This window comes from Microbacterium sp. 05N427 (assembly GCF_056397105.1).
The window spans coordinates 253,578-273,323 of sequence record NZ_JBFTMT010000006.1; the positions used below are offsets into that span (position 1 = coordinate 253,578).

Here is a 19,746-nt window from a genome sequence, read left to right on the forward strand (position 1 = left end):
GCAGGGATGATCCCTGGACGCCTGCGCCTACCGGCCCGGGCGGCGGACGCCGTTCTCGTAGGCCCAGATCACGACGTGCAGGCGGTCGGCGAGCCCGAGCTTCGCGAGGATCGCCTTCACGTGCGTCTTCACGGTGTTCTCGCTGAGGAACAGAGTGCGCGCGATGTCGTCGTTCGAGGCCCCGGTCGCGAGCGCCTGCGCGACCTCGCGCTCCCGGCCGCTCAGCGGCGCGAGCGCCGCATCGGGATCGGCCGCAGACCCTCCCTCCCGCACGAAACCGAGCAGCGCGGCCGTCGCGCGCGGCGACATGGCCGCGTCCCCGGCAGCGGCCGCGACCACGGCGTCGGCGAGGTCCTGCGGAGCGGCGTCCTTCGTGAGGAACCCGCTCGCCCCCTCACGGATCGCCTCGACGACGTACTGGTCGAGGTCGAAAGTCGTGAGCATGAGGATCCGGACCCCTGGCTTCAGCCGCAGGATCTCGCGGGTCGCTGCGATGCCGTCCATCCCCGGCATGCGGATGTCCATCAGTACGACGTCGACGGCATGGCCGCGCACATGCGCGATGCCTCCGTGCGCATCGGCCGCGGTCGCGACCTCGGCGATGCGCGGATCCCGGCCCAGCATGATCGCGACAGCCTCGCGGAACAGCTCCTGGTCGTCCACGAGCAGCACCCGGATCGTCATGCGCCCTCCGCCTTGTCCGCCGTGCGCCCCGCCGCGATCGAAGGGGCGATGCCCGCCGCGGCCTCCGCCTCCGCCGGCAGCACCGGCAGCACCGGCAGCTCGACCCGCAGCAGCCAGCCCCGCGATCCCGAGCCCGCAGACGGGGCCGATTCCGGGTTCGCAGCGGCAACCGCTCCCGACACGAGCGACCCGCCCGCCAGCCGGATCCGCTCGCCGAGACTCACCAGCCCGGTCCCGGTGCCAAGATCGGATCCGCTGCGCCCGGATCCGCCATCGTCCTCGACCTCGACCTCGACCCGCTGCTCGGACCAGGAGAGGCGCACCTCGATCCGCACAGGCGGCAGCGCGTGCCGCATGGCGTTCGTGATCCCCTCGCGCACCACGCGGTGCAGCGCGAGCGCCGACGCCGGCGCGAGCGCGCGGCGGGCTCCGGTCTCCACGAGCCGGGCCGCGCAGGCGGGGCTGCGCACCGCTGCGACCAGCTCGGCCAGGGACTCCGCCGTCGGCAGCGGCTCCTTCGGGGCGTCCCCCTCGGCCGCGACGATCGCGCGCATGCCGCGCAGCGCGTCGCGGCCCGTGTCCACGACCACGCCGAGCGCCCGCTCACTGACCTCCGGGCGCTCGCGCACGAGCGCCCGCGCCACCTCGGACTGCGCGATCATGACAGTCATCGCGTGCGCGACGACATCGTGCAGTTCTCCGCTGATGCGCATCCGCTCGTCCGCGATCGCCTGACGCACGCGCACCGCCGTGCGCTCCTCGGCGCGGCTCGTGGCGAAGCGCACCAGCAGACCGCACGCCCACGCGGCGGTCGCGCTGGCCGCGAGTCCGAGGAAGGCGCCCAGCCGCAGCAACGCGACGTCGATGCCTGCCGCGTACCCGAACGCCGGTTCGGCGAGCGCGATCATCCCCGCGCCGGCGAGTCCGACACCCAGGGCGACGACGGAGAGCCGCACCCGCTCGCGCGCGGCGACCTGCGCGAGGCACAGCAGATACACGATCGCCGACGGGTGCATGACAGCGGAGGCATCGCGCGCCGCGGGGATCAGCACGAGGAGCAGCATCACCGCGCTCGCGACGAGGAAGCCCATGGCCGGGCGCCGCACCGACAGCAGCGAGGCGCCGTGCAGCACCACGAAGCCCAGCGCGAGACCGAGGACGACCGGCAGCGCGCGGTGCGGGGTCGACCACGCGAGCGAGGCGAGGCTGATCGGCAGCAGCACGACAAGGGCTGCCAGCGCCACGATCAGCACGGCGCCGCCGCCGCGCGCGCCGATCCGCGCCTTCCCTGTCCGCACGTCCCCATGCTGGCATGCGGCCGCGCGCGCGTCCTCACCCGCGCGAGTGACCCGCATTCGGGATCGCGCTGTCAGCCGGCGTGCCTCCGACACCACTCGTACATGATCACGGCCGCCGCGGCGCCGGCGTTGATCGAGCGGGTGGATCCGTACTGCGTGATCTCCACGTGCCCCGATGCCGCGGCGAGCGCCTCCTCCGACAGTCCTGGACCTTCCGCGCCGAACAGCAGCACGCAGCGCTCCGGCAGCTCCGCACGATCCACCGGCACCGCGCCGTCGAGGTTGTCCACGGCGATGATCGGGATCCGCTCGGCCTCCGCCCACGCGGTGAACGCCTGCACCGTCTCGTGGTGCACGACGTGCTGGTACCGGTCGGTGACCATGGCACCACGGCGGTTCCAGCGCCGCCGCCCGATGATGTGCACCGTGTCGGCGAGGAACGCGTTGGCGCTGCGCACGATCGAGCCGATGTTCATGTCGTGTTGCCAGTTCTCGATCGCCACATGGAACGCGTGCCGTCGGGAGTCGAGGTCGGCGACGATCGCCTCCATACGCCAGTAGCGGTAGGCATCGACGACGTTGCGTCGGTCGCCCTGCGCGAGCAGGTCGGGATCGAGATGCTCCCCGGTGGGCCACGCGTCGGGGCCGCCCGGCCAGGGGCCGACACCGTGCTCGACGGGCTCCGCCGGCGCCTCCGCCGTCGTCGCTGATTCGCTCTCGGGCACCGGATCCTGCATCCCGCCAGCGTAGCCGCGGGAACGGGCACCGACGTTCCGCGTGGCCCGGCGCAGCTCGTGCGAAAGGCGCAGCCCACGCTTCCCCTCGTCCGGGCATCCGGATATTTCGGTATGCCTAAAAATGGAGTAGGTTTTCGGTGTGCCTAAAACCATGGTGACCATCGCACCTCCGCGCTCCGACGCCCCGGCTTCCGCCCGCGGCGCGGCGCTGCTCGGGCCTGCGCTGGTGGCCGGAGTCGCCTATGTGGATCCGGGCAACGTCGCCAGCAACATGAGCGCGGGCGCCGGCTACGGCTACCTGCTCGTGTGGGTCGTGGTCGTGGCGAACGTTATCGCGTGGCTCGTGCAGTACCTGTCCGCGAAGCTCGGCGTCGTCACCGGGCGCAGCCTGCCCGAGCTGCTCGGCGACCGTCTGAAGCACCGGTTCGCCCGTCGCGCGTACTGGGTGCAGGCCGAGCTCGTCGCGATGGCGACCGACATCGCCGAGGTGATCGGCGGCGCGATCGCGCTGCAGCTGCTGTTCGGGATCCCCCTGCTTCTCGGCGGCCTCATCACGGGCGCGGTCTCGATGGTCCTGCTCGCCGTACAGGGGCGTCGTGGCGCACGGCCGTTCGAATTCGTCGTGATCGGCCTGCTCGCCGTCGTCACCGTGGGGTTCCTCGCCGGCCTGGTCGTCGCCCCGCCGGATCCGTCCGCCGCGATCGGCGGGCTGATGCCGCGGTTCGCCGACTCCGGGTCCGTGATGCTGGCCGCCTCGATCCTGGGCGCGACGATCATGCCGCACGCGATCTACGCGCACTCCGCCCTCGCCAGGGACCGGTTCGGATCCGCCCCCGTGCACCCCGGCGGAGACCCCGAGCCGGCCAGGCGCACCCCGATCGCACGACTGCTCACCGCCACCCGATGGGACGTCACGCTCGCGATGGTCATCGCGGGCGCGGTGAACCTGGGCATGCTGCTGCTCGCCGCCGCCACGCTCCCCGGCGTGAGCGGCACCGACTCCCTCGAGGGCGCGCACGCCGCGATCAGCGCGCAGCTCGGCCCGCTCATCGGCACGCTGTTCGCGGTCGGCCTGCTGGCCTCGGGCCTCGCATCGACCGCGGTCGGCGCCTACGCGGGCGCGGAGATCATGCACGGGCTGCTGCGCGTGCGCATCGCGATGCCGGTGCGGCGCCTGGTCACCCTGATCCCGGCGCTGCTCATCCTCGGCCTCGGTGTGGATCCCACCTTCGCGCTCGTGCTCAGCCAGGTGGCGCTGTCTTTCGGGATCCCCTTCGCTCTCATCCCCCTCGTCGCCCTCACCGCTCGGCAGCGCACGCTCGGGCGCTACGCGAACCGGCTGTGGACCACGATCGCCGGCATCGTCGCCGCCGCACTGCTGATCGCGCTCAACACCGTGCTGCTCTGGCTGCTGCTGACCGGCGCCTGACGCCTCGGCGTCTAGCTCTCCGAGGAGTCGTCGGGGGCGGATCCGCTCTCTGAGACATCCGGTGCACCGCCGTGCGCCTCGGCCTGGACGACGGCCTGCGCCTCTGCGGCCCGCGCGGAATCCTTCGCGGCGGCGACCTCCGTCGCAACGTCCTGCGCGTCGACAGCCGGCGCATCGGCACCCCCGGTCTGGGCCGGCACCAGCGCGCGGGCGATCCCCTGCAACTCCGCGATCATCTCGAGCTGACGCCGGTTGATCTCCAGCAGCGCCTCGATGTCGATCCTGGCCGCGACGTTGGTGTCGAAGTCGTGCTGGGCGAGTGCGGCCGAGATCGCGTCCTGGCGCTTCGCGGCGATGAGCAGGATCGCGCCCTGCAGACCGGCCAGCATGCTGAGGAACAGATTCAGCAGGATGAACGGATACGGATCCCAGGCGGTGGTCTTGACCGTGTTGAGGATCCACCAGATCGCCATGAACAGCAGGAATCCGCCGACGAACGCCCAGCTGCCCATCCCGTTGCGGAGGCGATCGGCATACCGCTCGCCCACGGTGAGCCGCTCCTTCGCCTGCTCGTGCCAGGTGCTCTCGGGCAGCGGTCGCGCGCTGCCMTTCGGGAGTTCGTGGAGGAACGCGTTGAGGTTCTCGATCGACATGGCCTTCTCCCTCGGCAGGTTCTGCTCCCTCGTGCCCGCGTCATCGCCGGGCCCGGATCCAGTCTCGCGCGTCACCCTTCCGCTCCTCGGCGGCGCGCTGGGCCCACAGCGGCCGCGGGTAGGCTCGAGGGATGGCCAGATCCCGCCGCCCGTCCGCCGCGCAGCGCGCCGCCGAGAAGGCCGAAGCGCAGGCCTCCGCCCGCCGATCCGTGCGGATCTGCACCTGGGCGTCGCTCGTCACCGCCGCCCTCGGGATCCTGCTCCTCGCCCTGCCGAAGCTGCTGCCGGTCGGCAGCCCGTGGGTGCAGCTCGCGCTCGGCGCGCTGACCCTGATCCTGTCCTTCCGCGCCCGCGCGATCGGCATGCGCGGCATCGAGGGCTTCGACGGACGCCTGTCCCTGCTGGGCGCTCTCGCCGGATTCGCGATCATGTTCTTCGCCGGCCAGGCCGCGTTCGCCGTCATCTCCGCGATGACCCACTGACCCCGCCCCCCCTCTTCCGAGTCGTCCCCGTGAGCGGACGCCATAGTGTGCGCTCACGGGGACGACGCGGACGGTGGAAGGACAACGGCGGCGGTTAGGGTGGAGCTGTGGCATCCCCCGCGGCCGACGACTACCTGAAGACGGTGTTCGCGCACACCGAATGGCAGCCGACGCCGATCACGCCGTCGCAGCTCGCCGCGAAGCTCGGCATCGCCCCGTCCAGTGTCACCGAGATGGTGAAGAAGCTCGCGGCGGCGGGCCTCGTCTCGCACGTTCCCTACGGTGCTGTCCGGCTCACCGACGACGGCGAGCAGCGCGCACTCGCGATCATCCGCCGGCACCGCCTCATCGAGACCTGGCTCGTGCGCGAGTTCGACTACGCCTGGGACGAGGTGCACGACGAGGCCGAGGTGCTCGAGCACACGATCAGCGACCGCCTGCTCGAGGGCATCGACGCCCGATTGGGCCGGCCCCGCTTCGACCCGCACGGCGATGCGATCCCCGATGCCGCCGGCCGCATCGAACGCGAGCCCTTCGTACTGCTCGCCGACGCCGCGGCAGGGCACTCGGGCCGAGTGCTGCGCGTGGACGACCGGGATCCGGAGCTTCTGCGCGCCCTGGAGTCGGCAGGGGTGGCGATCGGCGGCGAGGTCGTCGTGATCCCCGGCGGCCTGCGGATCGGCGGCGCCGACGTCGCCCTCCCCGAAGCAGCGTCCGAGGTGGTCTGGCTGTCGGCCTGACCTCCGCCGTCATCCGCACGTAACGCGGGAGTCCTAGGCTGGGCGCATGGCACAACGCGACGACATCGAATGCTGGCTCACCGACATGGACGGTGTGCTGGTCCACGAGAACGATGCCATCCCCGGAGCATCCGAGCTGCTCGCCGGCTGGGAGCGCAGCGACATCCCCTACCTCGTGCTGACGAACAACTCGATCTTCACCGCGCGAGACCTGTCCGCTCGCCTGCGCACCAGCGGGCTGAACGTGCCGGAGGAGCGCATCTGGACCTCCGCGCTCGCGACGGCGGACTTCCTGAAGCAGCAGCTCCCCGGCGGATCGGCGTTCGTGATCGGTGAAGCCGGGATCCTCACCGCCCTGCACGACGCGGGCTTCATCATGACCGAGACGAATCCCGACTTCGTCGTGGTCGGCGAGACCCGCAACTACTCGTTCGAGGCGATCACCAAGGCGATCCGCCTGATCAACGACGGTGCGCGGTTCATCGTCACCAACCCGGACGCCACGGGTCCGAGCGCGGACGGGCCGTTGCCCGCCACCGGCGCGATCGCCGCACTCATCACCAAGGCGACCGGCAAGGACCCCTACGTCGTCGGCAAGCCCAATCCGATGATGTTCCGTTCGGCGCTCAACAAGATCGGCGCGCATTCCAAGCGCACCGGAATGATCGGCGACCGCATGGACACCGACGTCGTCGCGGGCATCGAGGCAGGTCTGCACACGATCCTCGTGCTCACCGGGATCAGCGACACCGCGGAGATCGAGAAGTATCCGTTCCGCCCGGACGAGGTCGTGCAGTCCGTCGCCGATCTGCTCCCCCGTATCACCGAGACGATCCGGACGATTCCGCAGAAGGCGCCGAAGACGAAGGGCTGATCCATGGGCGCACTCGATCAGGGCGTACGGGTCACCGCGGCCGACGCGGCGAGCTGGCGCGCCTGGCTGGCGGAGAACCACGCGACCGCGAACGGCGCCTGGCTGGTGCGGCCGCGCCCCGGCAACGACGACCTGCACATCGGCTACGAAGAGGCGATCCTGCAGGCGCTGTGCTTCGGCTGGATCGACGGCCCTGTGCGCAGCTTCGACGAGCGCATCGGCGGCCTGTGGTTCGCGCCTCGCCGCGCGTCCAGCGGCTGGGCCGCGACGAACAAGGCCAGGGTCGCGCTGCTCGAGGAAGCCGGTCTGCTCGAGGCCGCAGGGATCCGCGCGATCGAGGTGGCCAAGGCGAACGGTGCGTGGTCCGTGCTCGACGGCCCCGAAGCCGGGATCGAGCCGGACGACCTCATCGCGGCCCTCGACGCCTCCCCCGCCGGACGCGCGGGATGGGATGCCTTCCCCCCATCCGCGAAGAAGGTCGGCCTGACGCAGATCGCGATGGCGAAGCGGGCCGAGACCAGGGCAGCGCGGATCGCGAAGATCGTCGCCGATGCAGCGGAGGGGAAGCGGCCATGACATCGAACCCGATCATCTGGGTCGCCGCCGTCATCGCACTCGGCACGCTGGCCGCATGGATCGTGCAGATCGTGCTCAGCCGACGCCGTCGCGGCCGCGAGGACGGCCGGGGTCCATGGTGGGAAGGCCCCTGGGATGAGGACGAGCCGAACCGCTGACCGCCCGTCAGCCTCGGTCGCCGGCCTCAGCCGACCTGACCGCCGACCTGGTCCAGCGTGAGCGACGCGATCCCTGCGACGGGCTCCGGCAGCCGGAGCGGGCCGGATCCGGGCGTGATCGTGCCGAGGATCCGCGGCGCATTCGCACCGGTGGCCCCGGGCAGCACGGCAGGAACGCCGTGCAGCGTGCACCAGCCGATGAGCGCGAACAGGATCGCCTCCTTGGCGTCGGCCGGAGCGCCCAGCGCGTCGGCCGACACGACCTCGACGCCGTGGAGCGCGGCACGCAGACCGTCCATGACCACCGGGTTGTGCGCCCCGCCGCCCGAGACCGCGAGGAAGGCCGCGCCCCGTGCCGCGATGTCGCGGGCGACCGTGCGCACCGTGAGCTCGGTGAGCGTGCGCACGAGGTCGGCGTCCGCGATGCTGCGACCCTGCGCCGCGACGTGGTCCCGCACGTAGGCGAGGTGGAAGTACTCCTTGCCGGTGCTCTTCGGCGCGGGCAGCGCGTAGTACGGATCGTCCAGGAGCGCGGCGAGGAGGTCCTCGTCCACCCGGCCGGACGCGGCGATCCGGCCGTCGGGGTCGTAGCCGCGCTCGTCGAGCCCACGATCCTGGATGACCGCGTCGATGAGCGCGTTCGCGGGACCGATGTCGTAGCCCTGCACCGGGCCGGATCCGACCACGGTCACATTCGCGATGCCGCCCAGGTTGAGCGCGGCGGCGACGCCGCCTTCGGGCAGCGCGTTCCGCAGCAGGAGGTCATCGAGGAGCGACACGAGCGGGGCGCCCTGTCCTCCTGCGGCGATGTCGCGGATCCGCACGTCGGAGACGACTGGAGCGCCTGTGCGCTCCGCGATCCACGCGGGCTGGCCCACCTGCAGTGTGCCGCGCGCGCTGCCTTCCTCGATCCAGTGGAAGACGGTCTGCCCGTGCGAGCACACGGCGTCCACGCCGCCCACCGCATCCGCCGCCGCGGCCGCGGCCTCCGCGAAGGCCTGGCCGATCAGGGTGTCGAGCTCGCACACCTCGGCGAGCGTCGTGGCGGCGGGAGGCAGCGCGGCGACGAGGCGCGCACGCAGCTCCGGCGCGTACGGGGTCTCGGCCGTGTGCAGCACAGTCCCCCGCAGCGTGGCGCCGTGCGGGTCGACGCCGTCGACGCGGAACTCCACGACGGCGGCGTCGATCCCGTCGTGGGACGTGCCGGACTGCAGACCGAGGACGCGCATGGTCACCGCAGCACGAGCGCCGCGGCGCCGATGAGCGGCCCCTCGTCGCCGAGCCCGGAGCGCACCACGCGGGTGCGGCGGGAGTAGTCGTGCTGCGCGCTCTCGGTGAGCGCCGCCTGAACGAGCTCGATGTAGTCGTCCGCGACGCGAGAGAAGCCGCCGCCGATCGCGACGACCTCCAGGTCCACGAGCGTCGAGGCGTCGGCGAGCGCCGCGCCCACCGTGCGGGCAGAACGTTCGATCGCAGCGCGCGCGATCGCGTCGCCCGCCTTCGCGTCGCGGGCCAGATCCTCGCCCTGCTGCCCTGTCCAGCCCTGGGTGCGGGCCCAGGCCACGCTCGCGGGACCGGAAGCGACCTGTTCGACCGTGAGTTCCGGCGTCGCGTGCACCTGGCCGAGATGGCCGGCATTGCCCGAGGATCCGGGCAGGTAGCGGCCGCCCACGACGAACCCGCCGCCGACGCCGGTCGACACCACGATCGAGAGCGATGCCGCGGCGCCGCGCGCCGCGCCGTACCGGGCCTCGGCGAGAGCGAGGCAGCCGCCGTCGTGCGCGAGCACCGTCTCGACCGGAGCCCCGTACTCCGCCTCGGCGGCGGACCGCACGGCGTCGCGCAGCCCGAAGCCGTGCGCGCCGGGCATGTTCACCGGCACGATCGTGCCCTGCTCCCGGTCAACCGGACCGGCGCTGCCGATGCCGGCGCCGACCAGCTCATCCTCGGATCCGCGTCCGGCGAGCGCATGGGCGACGACCTCGCCGATCGCCGCGCGCAGCGAGTCGAAGGTCGCATCGGGCCCGGTCGGGCGACGGCTGCGGGTGCCGTCCACGACGGTCCCGTCGGCGCGCACCAGGGCGGCCTCGAGCTTGGTCCCGCCCACGTCGACGGCGAGCGCGACCCGACGATCTTCCGTTGCGGATCCGGTCATGCGGCACTCCTCACATCGGGGACGGATGCACGATCGAGAGCCGGACGCACGACGGAATCCTGGATCCGATCGTGCAGTCGTCGCGGCATCGTGCAGACGTCCCGAGACGAATCGGTCACTGCGGGTCGAGTCCGAGGTCTTCGAGATCGATCGCGGCGAGCCACTGCAGACCCGCGGCTTCGATCGCCGCCTGCGCACCGGTCTTGCGGTCGACGATCGAGATCACGGCGACCGGCTCGGCGCCGGCCGCGCGCAGCACCTCGACGGCCTTGAGGGGGGACCCACCGGTGGTCGACGTGTCCTCGACGACGACCACGCGCTTGCCCGTGACATCGGCGCCCTCGATCTGGCGTCCGCGACCGTGGTCCTTGGGCTCCTTGCGCACCACGAAGGCGTCGACCGGAGATCCGGCGCGCACCGACTCGTGCAGGACGGCGTTCGCGATCGGGTCCGCTCCCAGGGTGAGACCGCCGACGGCGGCGATGCCGTCGAGCCCCTGCATCAGATCGAGCACGATGCGCCCGATCGCGGGCGCGGCCCTGTGGTCGAGTGTGAGACGGCGCATGTCGACGTAGTAGGTCGCCTGCTTGCCGCTGGCCAGTGTGAAGTCTCCGTGGAACACCGCCTCGTCCTTGATCAGGGCGATGAGGGCCTGGCGGTCGGCTTCGAGTTCGGGGGTGCTGAGCGTCACGCCTCAAGTCTAGGGCGCACCCTTCCGGCCCGAGCAGAGGAGAACGGCGCTCAGGCAGGCGACAGCACGGGATGCGCGGCCTAGAGTGGCCGTGTCCGCGCTCAGAGGAGGATCGCATGCTCGATGTCGACACCTACGCCGCCCTCGCCCGGCTGAAGCCGGTGCCCCCGCTGGAGCTCTCCAGCCCCGATTTCGACGCGGACGGGCCGCTGCCGGTCTGGGCGTGGTCGGCATCCCGCGGCGGAGACGACCGCTCCCCCGCCCTGGTGTGGGGCGAGCCGCCGGCCGGCACCAAGAGCTTCGCCCTCTCCGTCTACGACCCGGACGCCCCGACCGGATCCGGTTTCTGGCACTGGGCCGTCGCGAACATCCCCGTCGACGTGCGCTCGCTGCCCGCCGGAGCGGGAGACGGCGAACCCGGATCCCTCCCCGCCCCGGCGATCACCGTGCCGAACGAGGCCCGGCTGCAGCGCTACATCGGCGCCGCTCCGCCCGCCGGCACCGGCGTGCACCGTTACGTCATCACGGTCGATGCGCTCGATATCGAGGAGATCGAGCTGGACGGCGACGAGACGCCCGCCTACCTCGGCTTCAACCGGCACTTCCACGTGCTGGCGCGCGGGATCCTGGTCGGCACGGCGGATCCCTCCGAGCGCTGAGCGGTCCGGAAGGGATACCAACTCGCGACCCTTTCTTTCGACATGTGGAACTTAAGCTTCACATTGTGGTAACCTCCTCGCGAAGGTAATCTCGACATCGAGATAAATCACGCCCAGGGAGACGCCGATGTCCACGCACCGACAGACCGTCACGATCACGTACGAGACGGCCGCCCGCGCCGTGGCCCTCGCCCTCGAGATCGGTGCGGAGCGCGGCCTGCCCACCGTGGCCGCTGTCGCGGATCCGTCGATGACGCTCATCGCCTACGGCATGGCCGACGGCTCGACCCCGCACAGCGCCGACACGTCCCAGCGCAAGGCGAAGAGCAGCGCCTCGATCCGCCGCCGCACCGGGCAGATCGCCGAGGCGCTCTCGGCGACCCTGCCGCTCGGCACGGGCGGAGCCATGACCACGATCGACGGGGGCGTGCCGATCTTCTTCGGCGAGCACCACGTCGGCGGCCTCGGCATCGCCGGAGGTCCCCCCGCAATCGACGCGGAGATCGCCCTGGAAACCCTCAAGCGCCTCGGCGCCCGCACAGAAGGAATGGAACTATGACCTCGTACCTCTCCCGCGCAGACCTGTCGGTCGCCGCGCCGATCGTCGAGTTCGCTGAAGCGTCGCTTGCCGATTCCGGTCGCGACGCCACGGCGTTCTGGGCGGGCGTGAGCGAGATCGTGCACGACCTGGTGCCGCGCAACGCCGCGCTGCTCGCCCGGCGCGATGAGCTGCAGCAGCAGATCGACGAGTTCCACCGCCGGAATCCCGGGCAGCCGGATCCGGCCGCCTACCGCGCCTTCCTCACCGAGATCGGCTACCTGGTCCCGGTGCCGGAGCAGGTCTCCGTGACCACCGAGAACGTCGACCCCGAGATCGCCACCATGGCGGGCCCGCAGCTCGTCGTCCCGCTGCTGAACGCCCGCTTCGCCCTGAACGCGGCGAACGCCCGCTGGGGATCCCTGTACGACGCGCTCTACGGCACCGACGCGATCGAGCGCACGGGCGAGCTCGCCCCTGGCACCGAGTTCAATCCGGCGCGCGCCGCCGCCGTGGTCTCGTTCGGACGCGAGCTCCTCGACGAGATCGCGCCGCTGGCCGAGGGGTCGCACCGCGACGCCACGGGTTACCGCGTGGACGCCGACGGGCTCGTCGTGCCGACCGCGTCCGGCGACCGCCGGCTCGCCGATCCGGAGCGCTTCGTCGGCTACACGGGCGAGGCCGGGGCGCCCGCCACCGTGCTCCTTGTGCACAACGGCCTGCACGCCGAGATCCTCGTCGACCGCACCGGCCCCATCGGCCGCACCGACGCGGCGGGCGTGCAGGACATCATCCTCGAGTCCGCACTCACCGCGATCCTCGACCTGGAGGACTCGGTCGCCGCGGTCGACGGCGACGACAAGGCGCTCGGCTACCGCAACTGGCGCGGCTTCATGGACGGCACCCTCACGGAGTCCGTCACCAAGGGCGGCAAGACGTTCACCCGCTCGCTGGCTGCGGACCGCGTGTACCGCACGGCCGACGGCGGCGAGGTCGCCCTCCCCGGCCGCGCCGTGCTCTTCGTCCGCAACGTCGGCCACCTCATGCGCACCCCCGCCGTGCTCGACCGCAACGGCGACGAGGTCTTCGAGGGCATCCTCGACGCGATCATGACCGCGCTCGGATCCCTGCCGGAGCTCGAGGGCGCGAACAAGGGAACCAACTCGCGCACCGGATCCATGTACATCGTGAAGCCGAAGATGCACGGGCCGGAGGAGGTCGCATTCGCCGCCGAGCTGTTCGGCCGCGTGGAGGAGCTGCTGGGCCTGCCCGCCGGCGCGATGAAGATCGGCATCATGGACGAGGAGCGCCGCGCATCGGCGAACCTCGCCGCCTCGATCGCCGCCGCGAGCGACCGCGTGGTCTTCATCAACACCGGATTCCTCGACCGCACGGGCGACGAGATCCACACCTCGCTGCACGCCGGCCCGTTCCTGCCGAAGGCCGGGATCAAGGCGCAGCCGTTCATGCAGGCGTACGAGGACCGCAACGTCGCGATCGGCGTCGCGAGCGGCCTCAACGGACGCGCCCAGATCGGCAAGGGCATGTGGGCCGAGCCCGACCTCATGCACGACATGCTCGAGAAGAAGATCGCGCACCCGCGCTCCGGGGCCTCGACCGCCTGGGTGCCGTCGCCCACCGCCGCGACCCTGCACGCCCTGCACTACCACCAGGTCGACGCGTTCGCCGCGCGGGCCGCGCTGCCGGCGGTCTCGGACGAGGCACTGGACCGCCTGCTGGTCCCGCCGCTCGCTCCCGAGGGCTCGCTGACGCCCGAGATCGTCGCGACGGAGGTGGACAACAACGTGCAGTCGATCCTCGGCTACGTCGTGCGCTGGATCGATCAGGGGATCGGCGTCTCGAAGGTGCCGGACATCCACGACGTCGGCCTCATGGAGGACCGCGCCACGCTGCGCATCTCGAGCCAGCTGCTGGCCAACTGGCTGCAGCACGGCGTGATCACGGAGGCGCAGATCGACGACAGCCTCCGCCGCCTGGCCGTGGTCGTCGACGCGCAGAACGCGGGCGATGAGAACTACGAGCCGCTCGCGTTCGCCGAGGGATCCGAGCCCGGCATCGCGTTCACCGCCGCCCGCCGCCTCATCACCGAGGGCGCCGCGCAGCCGAGCGGCTACACCGAGCCCCTGCTGCACGGCCTGCGCCGCGAAAAGAAGGCAGCCCAGCTCGCCCGAGTCTGACCCCTCCACTTCCGAGTCGTCCCCGTGAGCGGACCCCATGGGGTCCGCTCACGGGGACGACTCTGAGATCGGGCTACCCAGGGGGGCGCTCGGACGTCCGCGGCCGGCACCTCCTGGAACCGCCCCACGACCGGCGATGTCGTCGCCCGCCCGTAGGCTGGATCCATGCGCCTGGCCACCTGGAACGTCAACTCCATCCGCACCCGCGTCGCCCGCACCGTCGAGTTCGCCGTGCGCGAGGACATCGACGTGCTCGCGATGCAGGAGATCAAGTGCAAGCCGGAGCAGTTCCCGTACGCGCCCTTCGAGGAGGCCGGCTATCACGTCGAGGTGCACGGCCTGAACCAGTGGAACGGCGTCGCGATCGCGAGCCGCGAGCCGATGACCGACGTGCGCACGTCCTTCGACGGCATGCCCGGCTTCGCCAAGGGCCACGAGGGCCCCGATGCACCGCTCGAGGCCAGGGCGCTCGGCGCGATCGTGAACGGCGTCCGCGTCTGGAGCCTGTACGTACCCAACGGGCGCTCGCTCGACGACCCGCACCTCGCGTACAAGCTGCACTGGCTCGACGCGCTGCGCACGTCGACCGCGGCCGAGCTCGCCACCTCGCCCGGCCTGCCCCTCGCGCTCGTCGGCGACTTCAACATCATCCCGTTCGACCACGACAACGGGGATCCGGACATCGTCGTCGGACGCTCCACGCACGTCTCCCCCGAGGAGCGCGCGGCGTTCTTCGCGCTGGAGTCGGCGGGCGTGCACGACGTCGTGCGACCGCTGCTCCCCGAGGGCTACACGTACTGGGACTACCAGCGGCTCAAGTTCCCGCGCAACGAGGGCATCCGGATCGACTTCGTGCTCGGATCCACGACCTTCGCCGACGCCGTGAAGGGCGCCTCGATCCATCGCGAGGAGCGCAAGGGCGAGCAGCCCAGCGACCACGTGCCGGTGGTCGTCGACCTCGAACTCGGCAGTGCCGAAGACGACGGCGACATGCCGATGATCTTCGCCTGATGAGCACGGCCGCAGCGCGTCCCGCCGAGCGCACGGGAACCTGTCGAGCACACCGGATGCCGGCATGAACAAGCCGTACACGCGGCAGGATCCCGTGCGCTCGGCGAGTCCGCTCGCGGGATCCGCTGCCCCGGAGGCATCAGGATCCCGGATCCGGCTGATCGCGACGGATCTCGACGGCACCCTGCTGGATCCGGCGGGCCGCGTGAGCGCGCGCACCCGCGCCGCCCTCGACGCCGCACGGGCCGCGGGCATCGTCGTGGTGCCGGTGACCGCGCGCCAGCCGATCGGCCTGCGCGCGATCGCCGCGGAAGCGGGCTTCGACGGCTGGGCGCTGTGCGGCAACGGGGCGTACGGCATCCGCCTGGACACGCACGAACAACTGTTCGCCACCGAGATCGCCGTGCCGGTGCAGCAACGGATCGCGCGCGAGCTGGACGCGCGGATCGACTCCCTGCTGTTCGCGAGCGTGCGCGAGGCCGGTGAGGTCTTCGTCGCTCAGGCCGGCTATGCCGACGTCGCTGCGCACGGCGACCACAAACGCGATCCCGCGTCGATGGGCGCGGTCCCGCTCGCCGAGGTTCTGGGCGCGCCGAGCCTGAAGCTCGTGATCCGGCACGCCGACATCACCCCGGCCGAGATCTTCGACGCCCTCCGCACCCTGGACCAAAACGGCTTCGAAGCCACTCTGTCCGGCGCACCGTTCGTCGAGGTCATGGCGGAGGGCGTCACCAAGGCCACCGGGCTCGCGCACCTGTGCGACCGGCTCGGCATCGACCGCAGCGAGGTCCTCGCGTTCGGCGACGCCCTCAACGACGTCGAGATGCTGCGCTGGGCCGGCCGCGGCGTCGCGATGGCGAACGCCGAGCCCGAAGYCCTCGCCGCCGCGGACGAGATCAGCCCCTCGAACGCCGACGACGGCGTCGCGGTCGTGCTGGAGCGGGTGCTCGCGGGCTGAACGACGACGAGGCCGGACGGGTCTTCCCATCCGGCCTCGTCGCGCGTCGGGTCAGGCCCGACGACGAATGCGGACCGCGGCGAGGCCGATCAGCAGCATCAGTGCCCCGAGCAGCAGCGCCGCCTCCGGGAACTCCGCGCCGGTCGCCGCGAGCTGCGCGGTGCCCGAGCCGGTCGCAGGCGTCGAGCCCGATCCCTGCCCCGTGCCACCCGTTCCTGGTCCGTCGGATCCGCCGGGAGTGGTCGCGCCGGCCACGGTCAGCGCTGAATCGCCGGTCAGCGTCGACATCTGCCCCGTGAGCACGATCCGGTGCGCCCCCGCGGGCGCATCCGCCGGAATCGTGACGGTGGTATCGACGACACCGTCGGCGCCGGCTGTGACCGTCCCGAGGGAGATCGGGGTGGAGTGCAGCTCGACCGCGACGGACTCTCCCGGTATGAAACCGGACCCGGTCACGTGAATGGCACCGCCGGGCTGGACGGTGGCCGCCGCGAGCGTGACCTCCGCCCTGCGCGACGACAGGTCGAAGTCGATTCCCGTGGTATCGGCCGTGTCCGAAACGACGACCGGGGTCGCATCGCTCGCCGAACTCGCGTGCGAGTAGTACTGCGGTGCGATCGCGTATTCCAGGCCCTCCGTGGGCTCGACCTTGACCGTGTAGGTGCCGGGGCTGACCGTGATGCTGTAGGTCCCGTCCGGGTGGACGTACGACATGCCGACGTTCTCATTGCCCACCGCGGCGATCACCGCGATGCTCGAGGAGCGTCCGCGCAGGTCCGTCGAGCCGTCGATGAGCACAGAGCCCTTGATGGTGACGTTCGCGGCGAGCTGCGCATCGATTCCCGTGCTGTCCGCGCCGTCGACGACGGTGACCGGCGTCGCGTCATTCGCGTTCGACGCGCCGCTCCACCACTGGGTGGCGAGCTTTTCCGACGGATCGCGGAACATGACCGTGTACGTTCCAGGGCCCGCAGGGATCTGGTACATACCCGCCTCATCGGTCACCGCGGACAAGTCCCCGCTGATGCCCTCTACGTTCACGGAGATGCCCACTGCGGGGAGGCCATCGGATGCGCGCGTCACAGTGCCGCTGATCTGCGACGAGATGGCGCGCAGCGCGGCGTCGATACCGCTCACCGTTTGGCCCGCGACGATCGTGACGGGGGTGGCGTCGGCCGCCGAGGCAGCCCCGTCCCAGTACTGGCTCAGCACCTTCGGGTCGTACGAGACGAACCTGACCGTGTAGTCGCCGGGACGAATACCGTCGATCCGGTACGAGCCGTCGGGGGCGAGCCATCCGTTTGCGACCAAGTTGCCGCCCGCGTCCAGCACGGAGACCCCGCCATTGGTGACCGCGGAGCCGTCGGAGGCGAGCGTGACCACGCCCTGGAGCGACCCGCCTGCCGTGAGCACGGCATCGATTCCCGTGACAGCGCCACCGGATGCCACAGGAACCTTCGTCGCGGTCGAGTAGTCGGGCGCGTTGTCCCAGTACTCGCTGACGAGGCCGTCCCTGCTCGCCGAGAACTGCACGGTGTAGCTATCGGCGGCGAGGCCTTGAAGCGTGTAGGCGCCGTTGGAATCCGTCACCGCATTGCCGAACCCGCCGTTTGTGCCGCTCGCAGCGACGAAAGCCTGCGTCACGGGTGATCCGTCGTCGCGAGTGACGACCCCGCTGATCGATGCGCCCACGCTGAGCCCCGCGTCGATGCCCGTGGCGACCGCGCCGTCCTGCACGTCCACGGTGGTCGCGCCGAAGTAGTCCGTCGAGTTGTTCCAGTATTCGGAGATGTACGGCGTGCCAGAGGTCAGGAAATGCACGCGATGCGCCCCCGCGAGCAATCCGTCGATGCGGTAGGTGCCGTCCGGGCCGGTCGTCGCTCCGGCGAGGGACGACGCATCATCGTTCTGCGCCTCGACGTAGACACCTGCGATCGGGGAGCCGTCCACGTCGCTCGTGACGACGCCCGAAATCGAGCCTCCCGCCCCGGGCGTCGGGTCGGCATTCGCAGCCCCTACCCCTGTGAACATCAGCGCCGCGGCGAGCAGCGCGGTGAGCGCTCCCTTCCAGCGTCGGCGCCTTGACACACCTGCAGACATCCTTGTCCCCCCATCGGGTCAGCGGCCGCCCTCCATAGGGTCGGACCGGAGCCTGAGGAACAGGCGTCGATGCAATCTATCGGCATAGGGTTCTCTCAGGAAAGTGGCAATCTCCGGGACCGGATCCCGACAAGGGAACAGCCGCACCCTTGGGTGCGGCTGTTCGCGTCAGCGTCCCCGCGCGTTACCGACGACTGTAGTTTCGCGGCGGTCCGTCAGCTAGACGGATACGCGATATTCCGGTCACGAATCCGACACGGTGCGCCCCCTGCTCATCACGGCGGCGCTCGTCGTCACATCGTGCCGGTGGTGGGCTCCCCCGGAAGCGGCGCGTAGCGCAGCAGCAGCGTGCCGCCGTCGCCGGACTCGGCGTGCACGAGCCGCATGTTCGCGGGGCGGGCACCGTCGGGGAACACCTTCTTGCCCTGGCCGAGCACGATCGGATACACCCAGAGCTGCAGCTCGTCATAGAGCTGCTCGGAGAGCAGGGTCTGCACGAAATCGACGCTCCCGATCACGTGCACGTCCCTATGGTTCTCACGCATCGCGGCGATCTCCGCGGGCAGGTCTGCGCCGACCCTGCTGCTGCCCTGCCAGTCCAGTGCGATCCCGGCATCGCGGGACGCCACATACTTCGGCACGCGGTCGAAGAGCTGACCGATGAAGCCCTCCGGTCCCGTGGTGTGCTCCGGCCAGTAGCCCGCGAAGATGTCGTACGTGCGTCGCCCCAGCAGCAACGCGTCGAGGGTTTCCATCCCCTCGGTCACGCTGCGCATGACGGCTTCGCTCGGGAGCGTCGCCTGCCACCCGCCGAAGCGGAATCCATCGCTGGTGTCCTCCTCCGGTCCCCCCGGGGCCTGGGCGACGCCGTCGAGCGTCGTGAACAGGTCGATGATGATGCGTCCGGTCATGATGTCTGCTCCTCGTGGATCCCGGATCCGGTTCGGTCGTTCATGATTCGAGTTCGCTCAGCTGACCGCGAGACCGAAGGCGCGTCCCGAAACAGCAGTTCTGTTCTGCGGTCTCGGGACGCAGGTTCGGTTTCGCGGTCAGTGTTCGGTTTCGCGGGGCGCGGCGCACGATCCGTGGCGCACGCGCCCACGGCGACGCTACGCCGCGAGAGGTGCGATGTGGAAGGTCTTCGCGAAGTCGTTCAGGATCCGCTCGTCGCCGCGGACGACTGCGACGAGATCCTGGGCGATCGCCTCCGCCGGGGTGACGTCCCCGGCGATGAGATGCCGGATGCCGGGACCGGCGACGATGACCGCCTCCGGGTCACCGGACGGCACCGCCCCGCCGACCGGCGGAGCGGGTGGCGCGAGCTGCGTGACCGCGAGCACGCCGTCACGGACGATCGCCCGCAGCGCGACGTCTCCGACGTGCAGCTCCACATCCAGCCCCCGGGCGTGCTCGGCGCGGAACGCGGTGCGCAGCGCCATCGTGAGCGAATCCGGTGTGATCGCATCGCCCTCGCCCGGGTCGCCCATCGTCTGGAAGCCCCAGCGCCCGAGCGCGAGCACCACCGGTTCGAGCGCCTGTCCGTAGGGCGTGAGCTCGTACACGAGCCCGCAGCCGTGCAGTGGCACCCGGCGTACGACCCCGCCCTCCTGCAGCTCCTTGAGCCGCGTGGACAGGATGTTCGTCGGGATGCGCGGCAGCCCCTGTTTGAGATCCGTGTAGCGACGCGGTCCGACGAGCAGATCGCGCACGATGAGTAGCGCCCAGCGCTCGCCGATCAGCTCGACGGCCGTGGTGACGCCGCAGTACTGGCCGTAACTTCGTGCGGCCATGTCAGCACCGGCCCC

21 protein-coding genes are annotated in these 19,746 nt (G+C 71.1%); 11 read left to right on the forward strand and 10 right to left on the reverse strand.

From position 1 onward, the window contains the following. Window positions 1-27: 27 nt before the first annotated feature. The 3 genes from AC1DG4_RS07890 to AC1DG4_RS07900 form a co-directional block, all read right to left on the reverse strand. Complete coding sequence (locus AC1DG4_RS07890) at window positions 28-684, reverse strand: response regulator transcription factor (protein WP_477375562.1); 657 nt, start codon at window positions 682-684, stop codon at window positions 28-30. Continuing rightward, complete coding sequence (locus tag AC1DG4_RS07895) at window positions 681-1,982, reverse strand: sensor histidine kinase (protein ID WP_477375560.1); 1,302 nt, start codon at window positions 1,980-1,982, stop codon at window positions 681-683. The genes AC1DG4_RS07890 and AC1DG4_RS07895 overlap by 4 nt, the downstream gene beginning before the upstream one ends. A 71-nt stretch (window positions 1,983-2,053) precedes the next feature. Next, complete coding sequence (locus AC1DG4_RS07900; protein WP_477375558.1) at window positions 2,054-2,719, reverse strand: TrmH family RNA methyltransferase; 666 nt, start codon at window positions 2,717-2,719, stop codon at window positions 2,054-2,056. A 151-nt stretch (window positions 2,720-2,870) separates the two neighbouring features. On the opposite strand from AC1DG4_RS07900, the gene AC1DG4_RS07905 reads away from it, so the two are divergent. Then, window positions 2,871-4,148 carry an Nramp family divalent metal transporter gene (locus AC1DG4_RS07905; protein WP_477375556.1) on the forward strand — a complete coding sequence of 426 codons (1,278 nt, stop codon included), beginning with the start codon at window positions 2,871-2,873 and terminating at the stop codon, window positions 4,146-4,148. Between the two features lie 11 nt (window positions 4,149-4,159). On the opposite strand, the gene AC1DG4_RS07910 is transcribed toward AC1DG4_RS07905, so the two are convergent. Next, complete coding sequence (locus tag AC1DG4_RS07910) at window positions 4,160-4,876, reverse strand: DUF1003 domain-containing protein (RefSeq protein WP_477421167.1); 717 nt, start codon at window positions 4,874-4,876, stop codon at window positions 4,160-4,162. A gap of 56 nt (window positions 4,877-4,932) precedes the next feature. On the opposite strand from AC1DG4_RS07910, the gene AC1DG4_RS07915 reads away from it, so the two are divergent. The 5 genes from AC1DG4_RS07915 to AC1DG4_RS07935 all read left to right on the forward strand — a co-directional run bounded on the left by AC1DG4_RS07915 (window position 4,933) and on the right by AC1DG4_RS07935 (window position 7,631). After that, window positions 4,933-5,283 carry a hypothetical protein gene (locus AC1DG4_RS07915; RefSeq protein WP_477375552.1) on the forward strand — a complete coding sequence of 117 codons (351 nt, stop codon included), beginning with the start codon at window positions 4,933-4,935 and terminating at the stop codon, window positions 5,281-5,283. A gap of 107 nt (window positions 5,284-5,390) precedes the next feature. Continuing rightward, window positions 5,391-6,023 carry a metal-dependent transcriptional regulator gene (locus tag AC1DG4_RS07920; RefSeq protein ID WP_477375550.1) on the forward strand — a complete coding sequence of 211 codons (633 nt, stop codon included), beginning with the start codon at window positions 5,391-5,393 and terminating at the stop codon, window positions 6,021-6,023. A 46-nt stretch (window positions 6,024-6,069) separates the two neighbouring features. Then, window positions 6,070-6,897, forward strand: a complete 828-nt coding sequence (locus AC1DG4_RS07925; RefSeq protein WP_477375549.1) for an HAD-IIA family hydrolase — start codon at window positions 6,070-6,072, stop codon at window positions 6,895-6,897. Window positions 6,898-6,900: 3 nt separating this feature from the next. Continuing rightward, on the forward strand, window positions 6,901-7,473 hold the full coding sequence (locus AC1DG4_RS07930; RefSeq protein ID WP_477375547.1) for a YdeI/OmpD-associated family protein: 573 nt from the start codon (window positions 6,901-6,903) through the stop codon (window positions 7,471-7,473). Continuing rightward, on the forward strand, window positions 7,470-7,631 hold the full coding sequence (locus AC1DG4_RS07935) for a hypothetical protein (RefSeq protein ID WP_477375545.1): 162 nt from the start codon (window positions 7,470-7,472) through the stop codon (window positions 7,629-7,631). Before AC1DG4_RS07930 ends, AC1DG4_RS07935 begins: the two co-directional genes overlap by 4 nt. A gap of 26 nt (window positions 7,632-7,657) precedes the next feature. Here the strand turns inward: AC1DG4_RS07935 and AC1DG4_RS07940 are convergent, their stop codons facing one another. The 3 genes from AC1DG4_RS07940 to pyrE form a co-directional block, all read right to left on the reverse strand. After that, the gene (locus AC1DG4_RS07940) at window positions 7,658-8,860 is read right to left on the reverse strand and encodes an anhydro-N-acetylmuramic acid kinase (protein WP_477377310.1); all 1,203 of its coding nucleotides are present in this window, start codon (window positions 8,858-8,860) and stop codon (window positions 7,658-7,660) included. Window positions 8,861-8,862: 2 nt separating this feature from the next. After that, window positions 8,863-9,786, reverse strand: coding sequence for an ROK family protein (locus tag AC1DG4_RS07945; RefSeq protein WP_477375543.1), 924 nt, complete (start codon window positions 9,784-9,786; stop codon window positions 8,863-8,865). 115 nt (window positions 9,787-9,901) lie between these two features. Continuing rightward, window positions 9,902-10,477: an orotate phosphoribosyltransferase gene (gene pyrE / locus AC1DG4_RS07950; protein ID WP_477375541.1), complete on the reverse strand. Its 576-nt coding sequence runs from the start codon at window positions 10,475-10,477 to the stop codon at window positions 9,902-9,904. Between the two features lie 116 nt (window positions 10,478-10,593). Here pyrE and AC1DG4_RS07955 point away from each other — a divergent pair, with 116 nt between their 5' ends. The 5 genes from AC1DG4_RS07955 to AC1DG4_RS07975 all read left to right on the forward strand — a co-directional run bounded on the left by AC1DG4_RS07955 (window position 10,594) and on the right by AC1DG4_RS07975 (window position 15,841). After that, a complete protein-coding gene (locus AC1DG4_RS07955; protein ID WP_477375539.1) occupies window positions 10,594-11,136 on the forward strand; it encodes a YbhB/YbcL family Raf kinase inhibitor-like protein in 543 nt (180 codons plus the stop codon). A gap of 127 nt (window positions 11,137-11,263) precedes the next feature. Then, complete coding sequence (locus AC1DG4_RS07960; protein ID WP_477375537.1) at window positions 11,264-11,695, forward strand: GlcG/HbpS family heme-binding protein; 432 nt, start codon at window positions 11,264-11,266, stop codon at window positions 11,693-11,695. Continuing rightward, complete coding sequence (locus AC1DG4_RS07965) at window positions 11,692-13,872, forward strand: malate synthase G (protein ID WP_477375535.1); 2,181 nt, start codon at window positions 11,692-11,694, stop codon at window positions 13,870-13,872. The genes AC1DG4_RS07960 and AC1DG4_RS07965 overlap by 4 nt, the downstream gene beginning before the upstream one ends. A gap of 165 nt (window positions 13,873-14,037) precedes the next feature. Beyond that, on the forward strand, window positions 14,038-14,883 hold the full coding sequence (locus AC1DG4_RS07970; RefSeq protein ID WP_477375533.1) for an exodeoxyribonuclease III: 846 nt from the start codon (window positions 14,038-14,040) through the stop codon (window positions 14,881-14,883). A gap of 64 nt (window positions 14,884-14,947) precedes the next feature. Beyond that, window positions 14,948-15,841, forward strand: a complete 894-nt coding sequence (locus AC1DG4_RS07975) for an HAD family hydrolase (protein WP_477421168.1) — start codon at window positions 14,948-14,950, stop codon at window positions 15,839-15,841. A 51-nt stretch (window positions 15,842-15,892) separates the two neighbouring features. On the opposite strand, the gene AC1DG4_RS07980 is transcribed toward AC1DG4_RS07975, so the two are convergent. The 3 genes from AC1DG4_RS07980 to AC1DG4_RS07990 all read right to left on the reverse strand — a co-directional run bounded on the left by AC1DG4_RS07980 (window position 15,893) and on the right by AC1DG4_RS07990 (window position 19,731). Beyond that, window positions 15,893-17,929 carry an MSCRAMM family protein gene (locus tag AC1DG4_RS07980; protein ID WP_477375529.1) on the reverse strand — a complete coding sequence of 679 codons (2,037 nt, stop codon included), beginning with the start codon at window positions 17,927-17,929 and terminating at the stop codon, window positions 15,893-15,895. Window positions 17,930-18,234: 305 nt separating this feature from the next. Beyond that, the gene (locus AC1DG4_RS07985) at window positions 18,235-18,852 is read right to left on the reverse strand and encodes a dihydrofolate reductase family protein (RefSeq protein ID WP_477375527.1); all 618 of its coding nucleotides are present in this window, start codon (window positions 18,850-18,852) and stop codon (window positions 18,235-18,237) included. A gap of 198 nt (window positions 18,853-19,050) precedes the next feature. After that, entirely contained in the window at window positions 19,051-19,731 is a 681-nt protein-coding gene (locus AC1DG4_RS07990; protein ID WP_477375525.1) for a winged helix-turn-helix transcriptional regulator, read from the reverse strand. Window positions 19,732-19,746 lie beyond the last annotated feature (15 nt).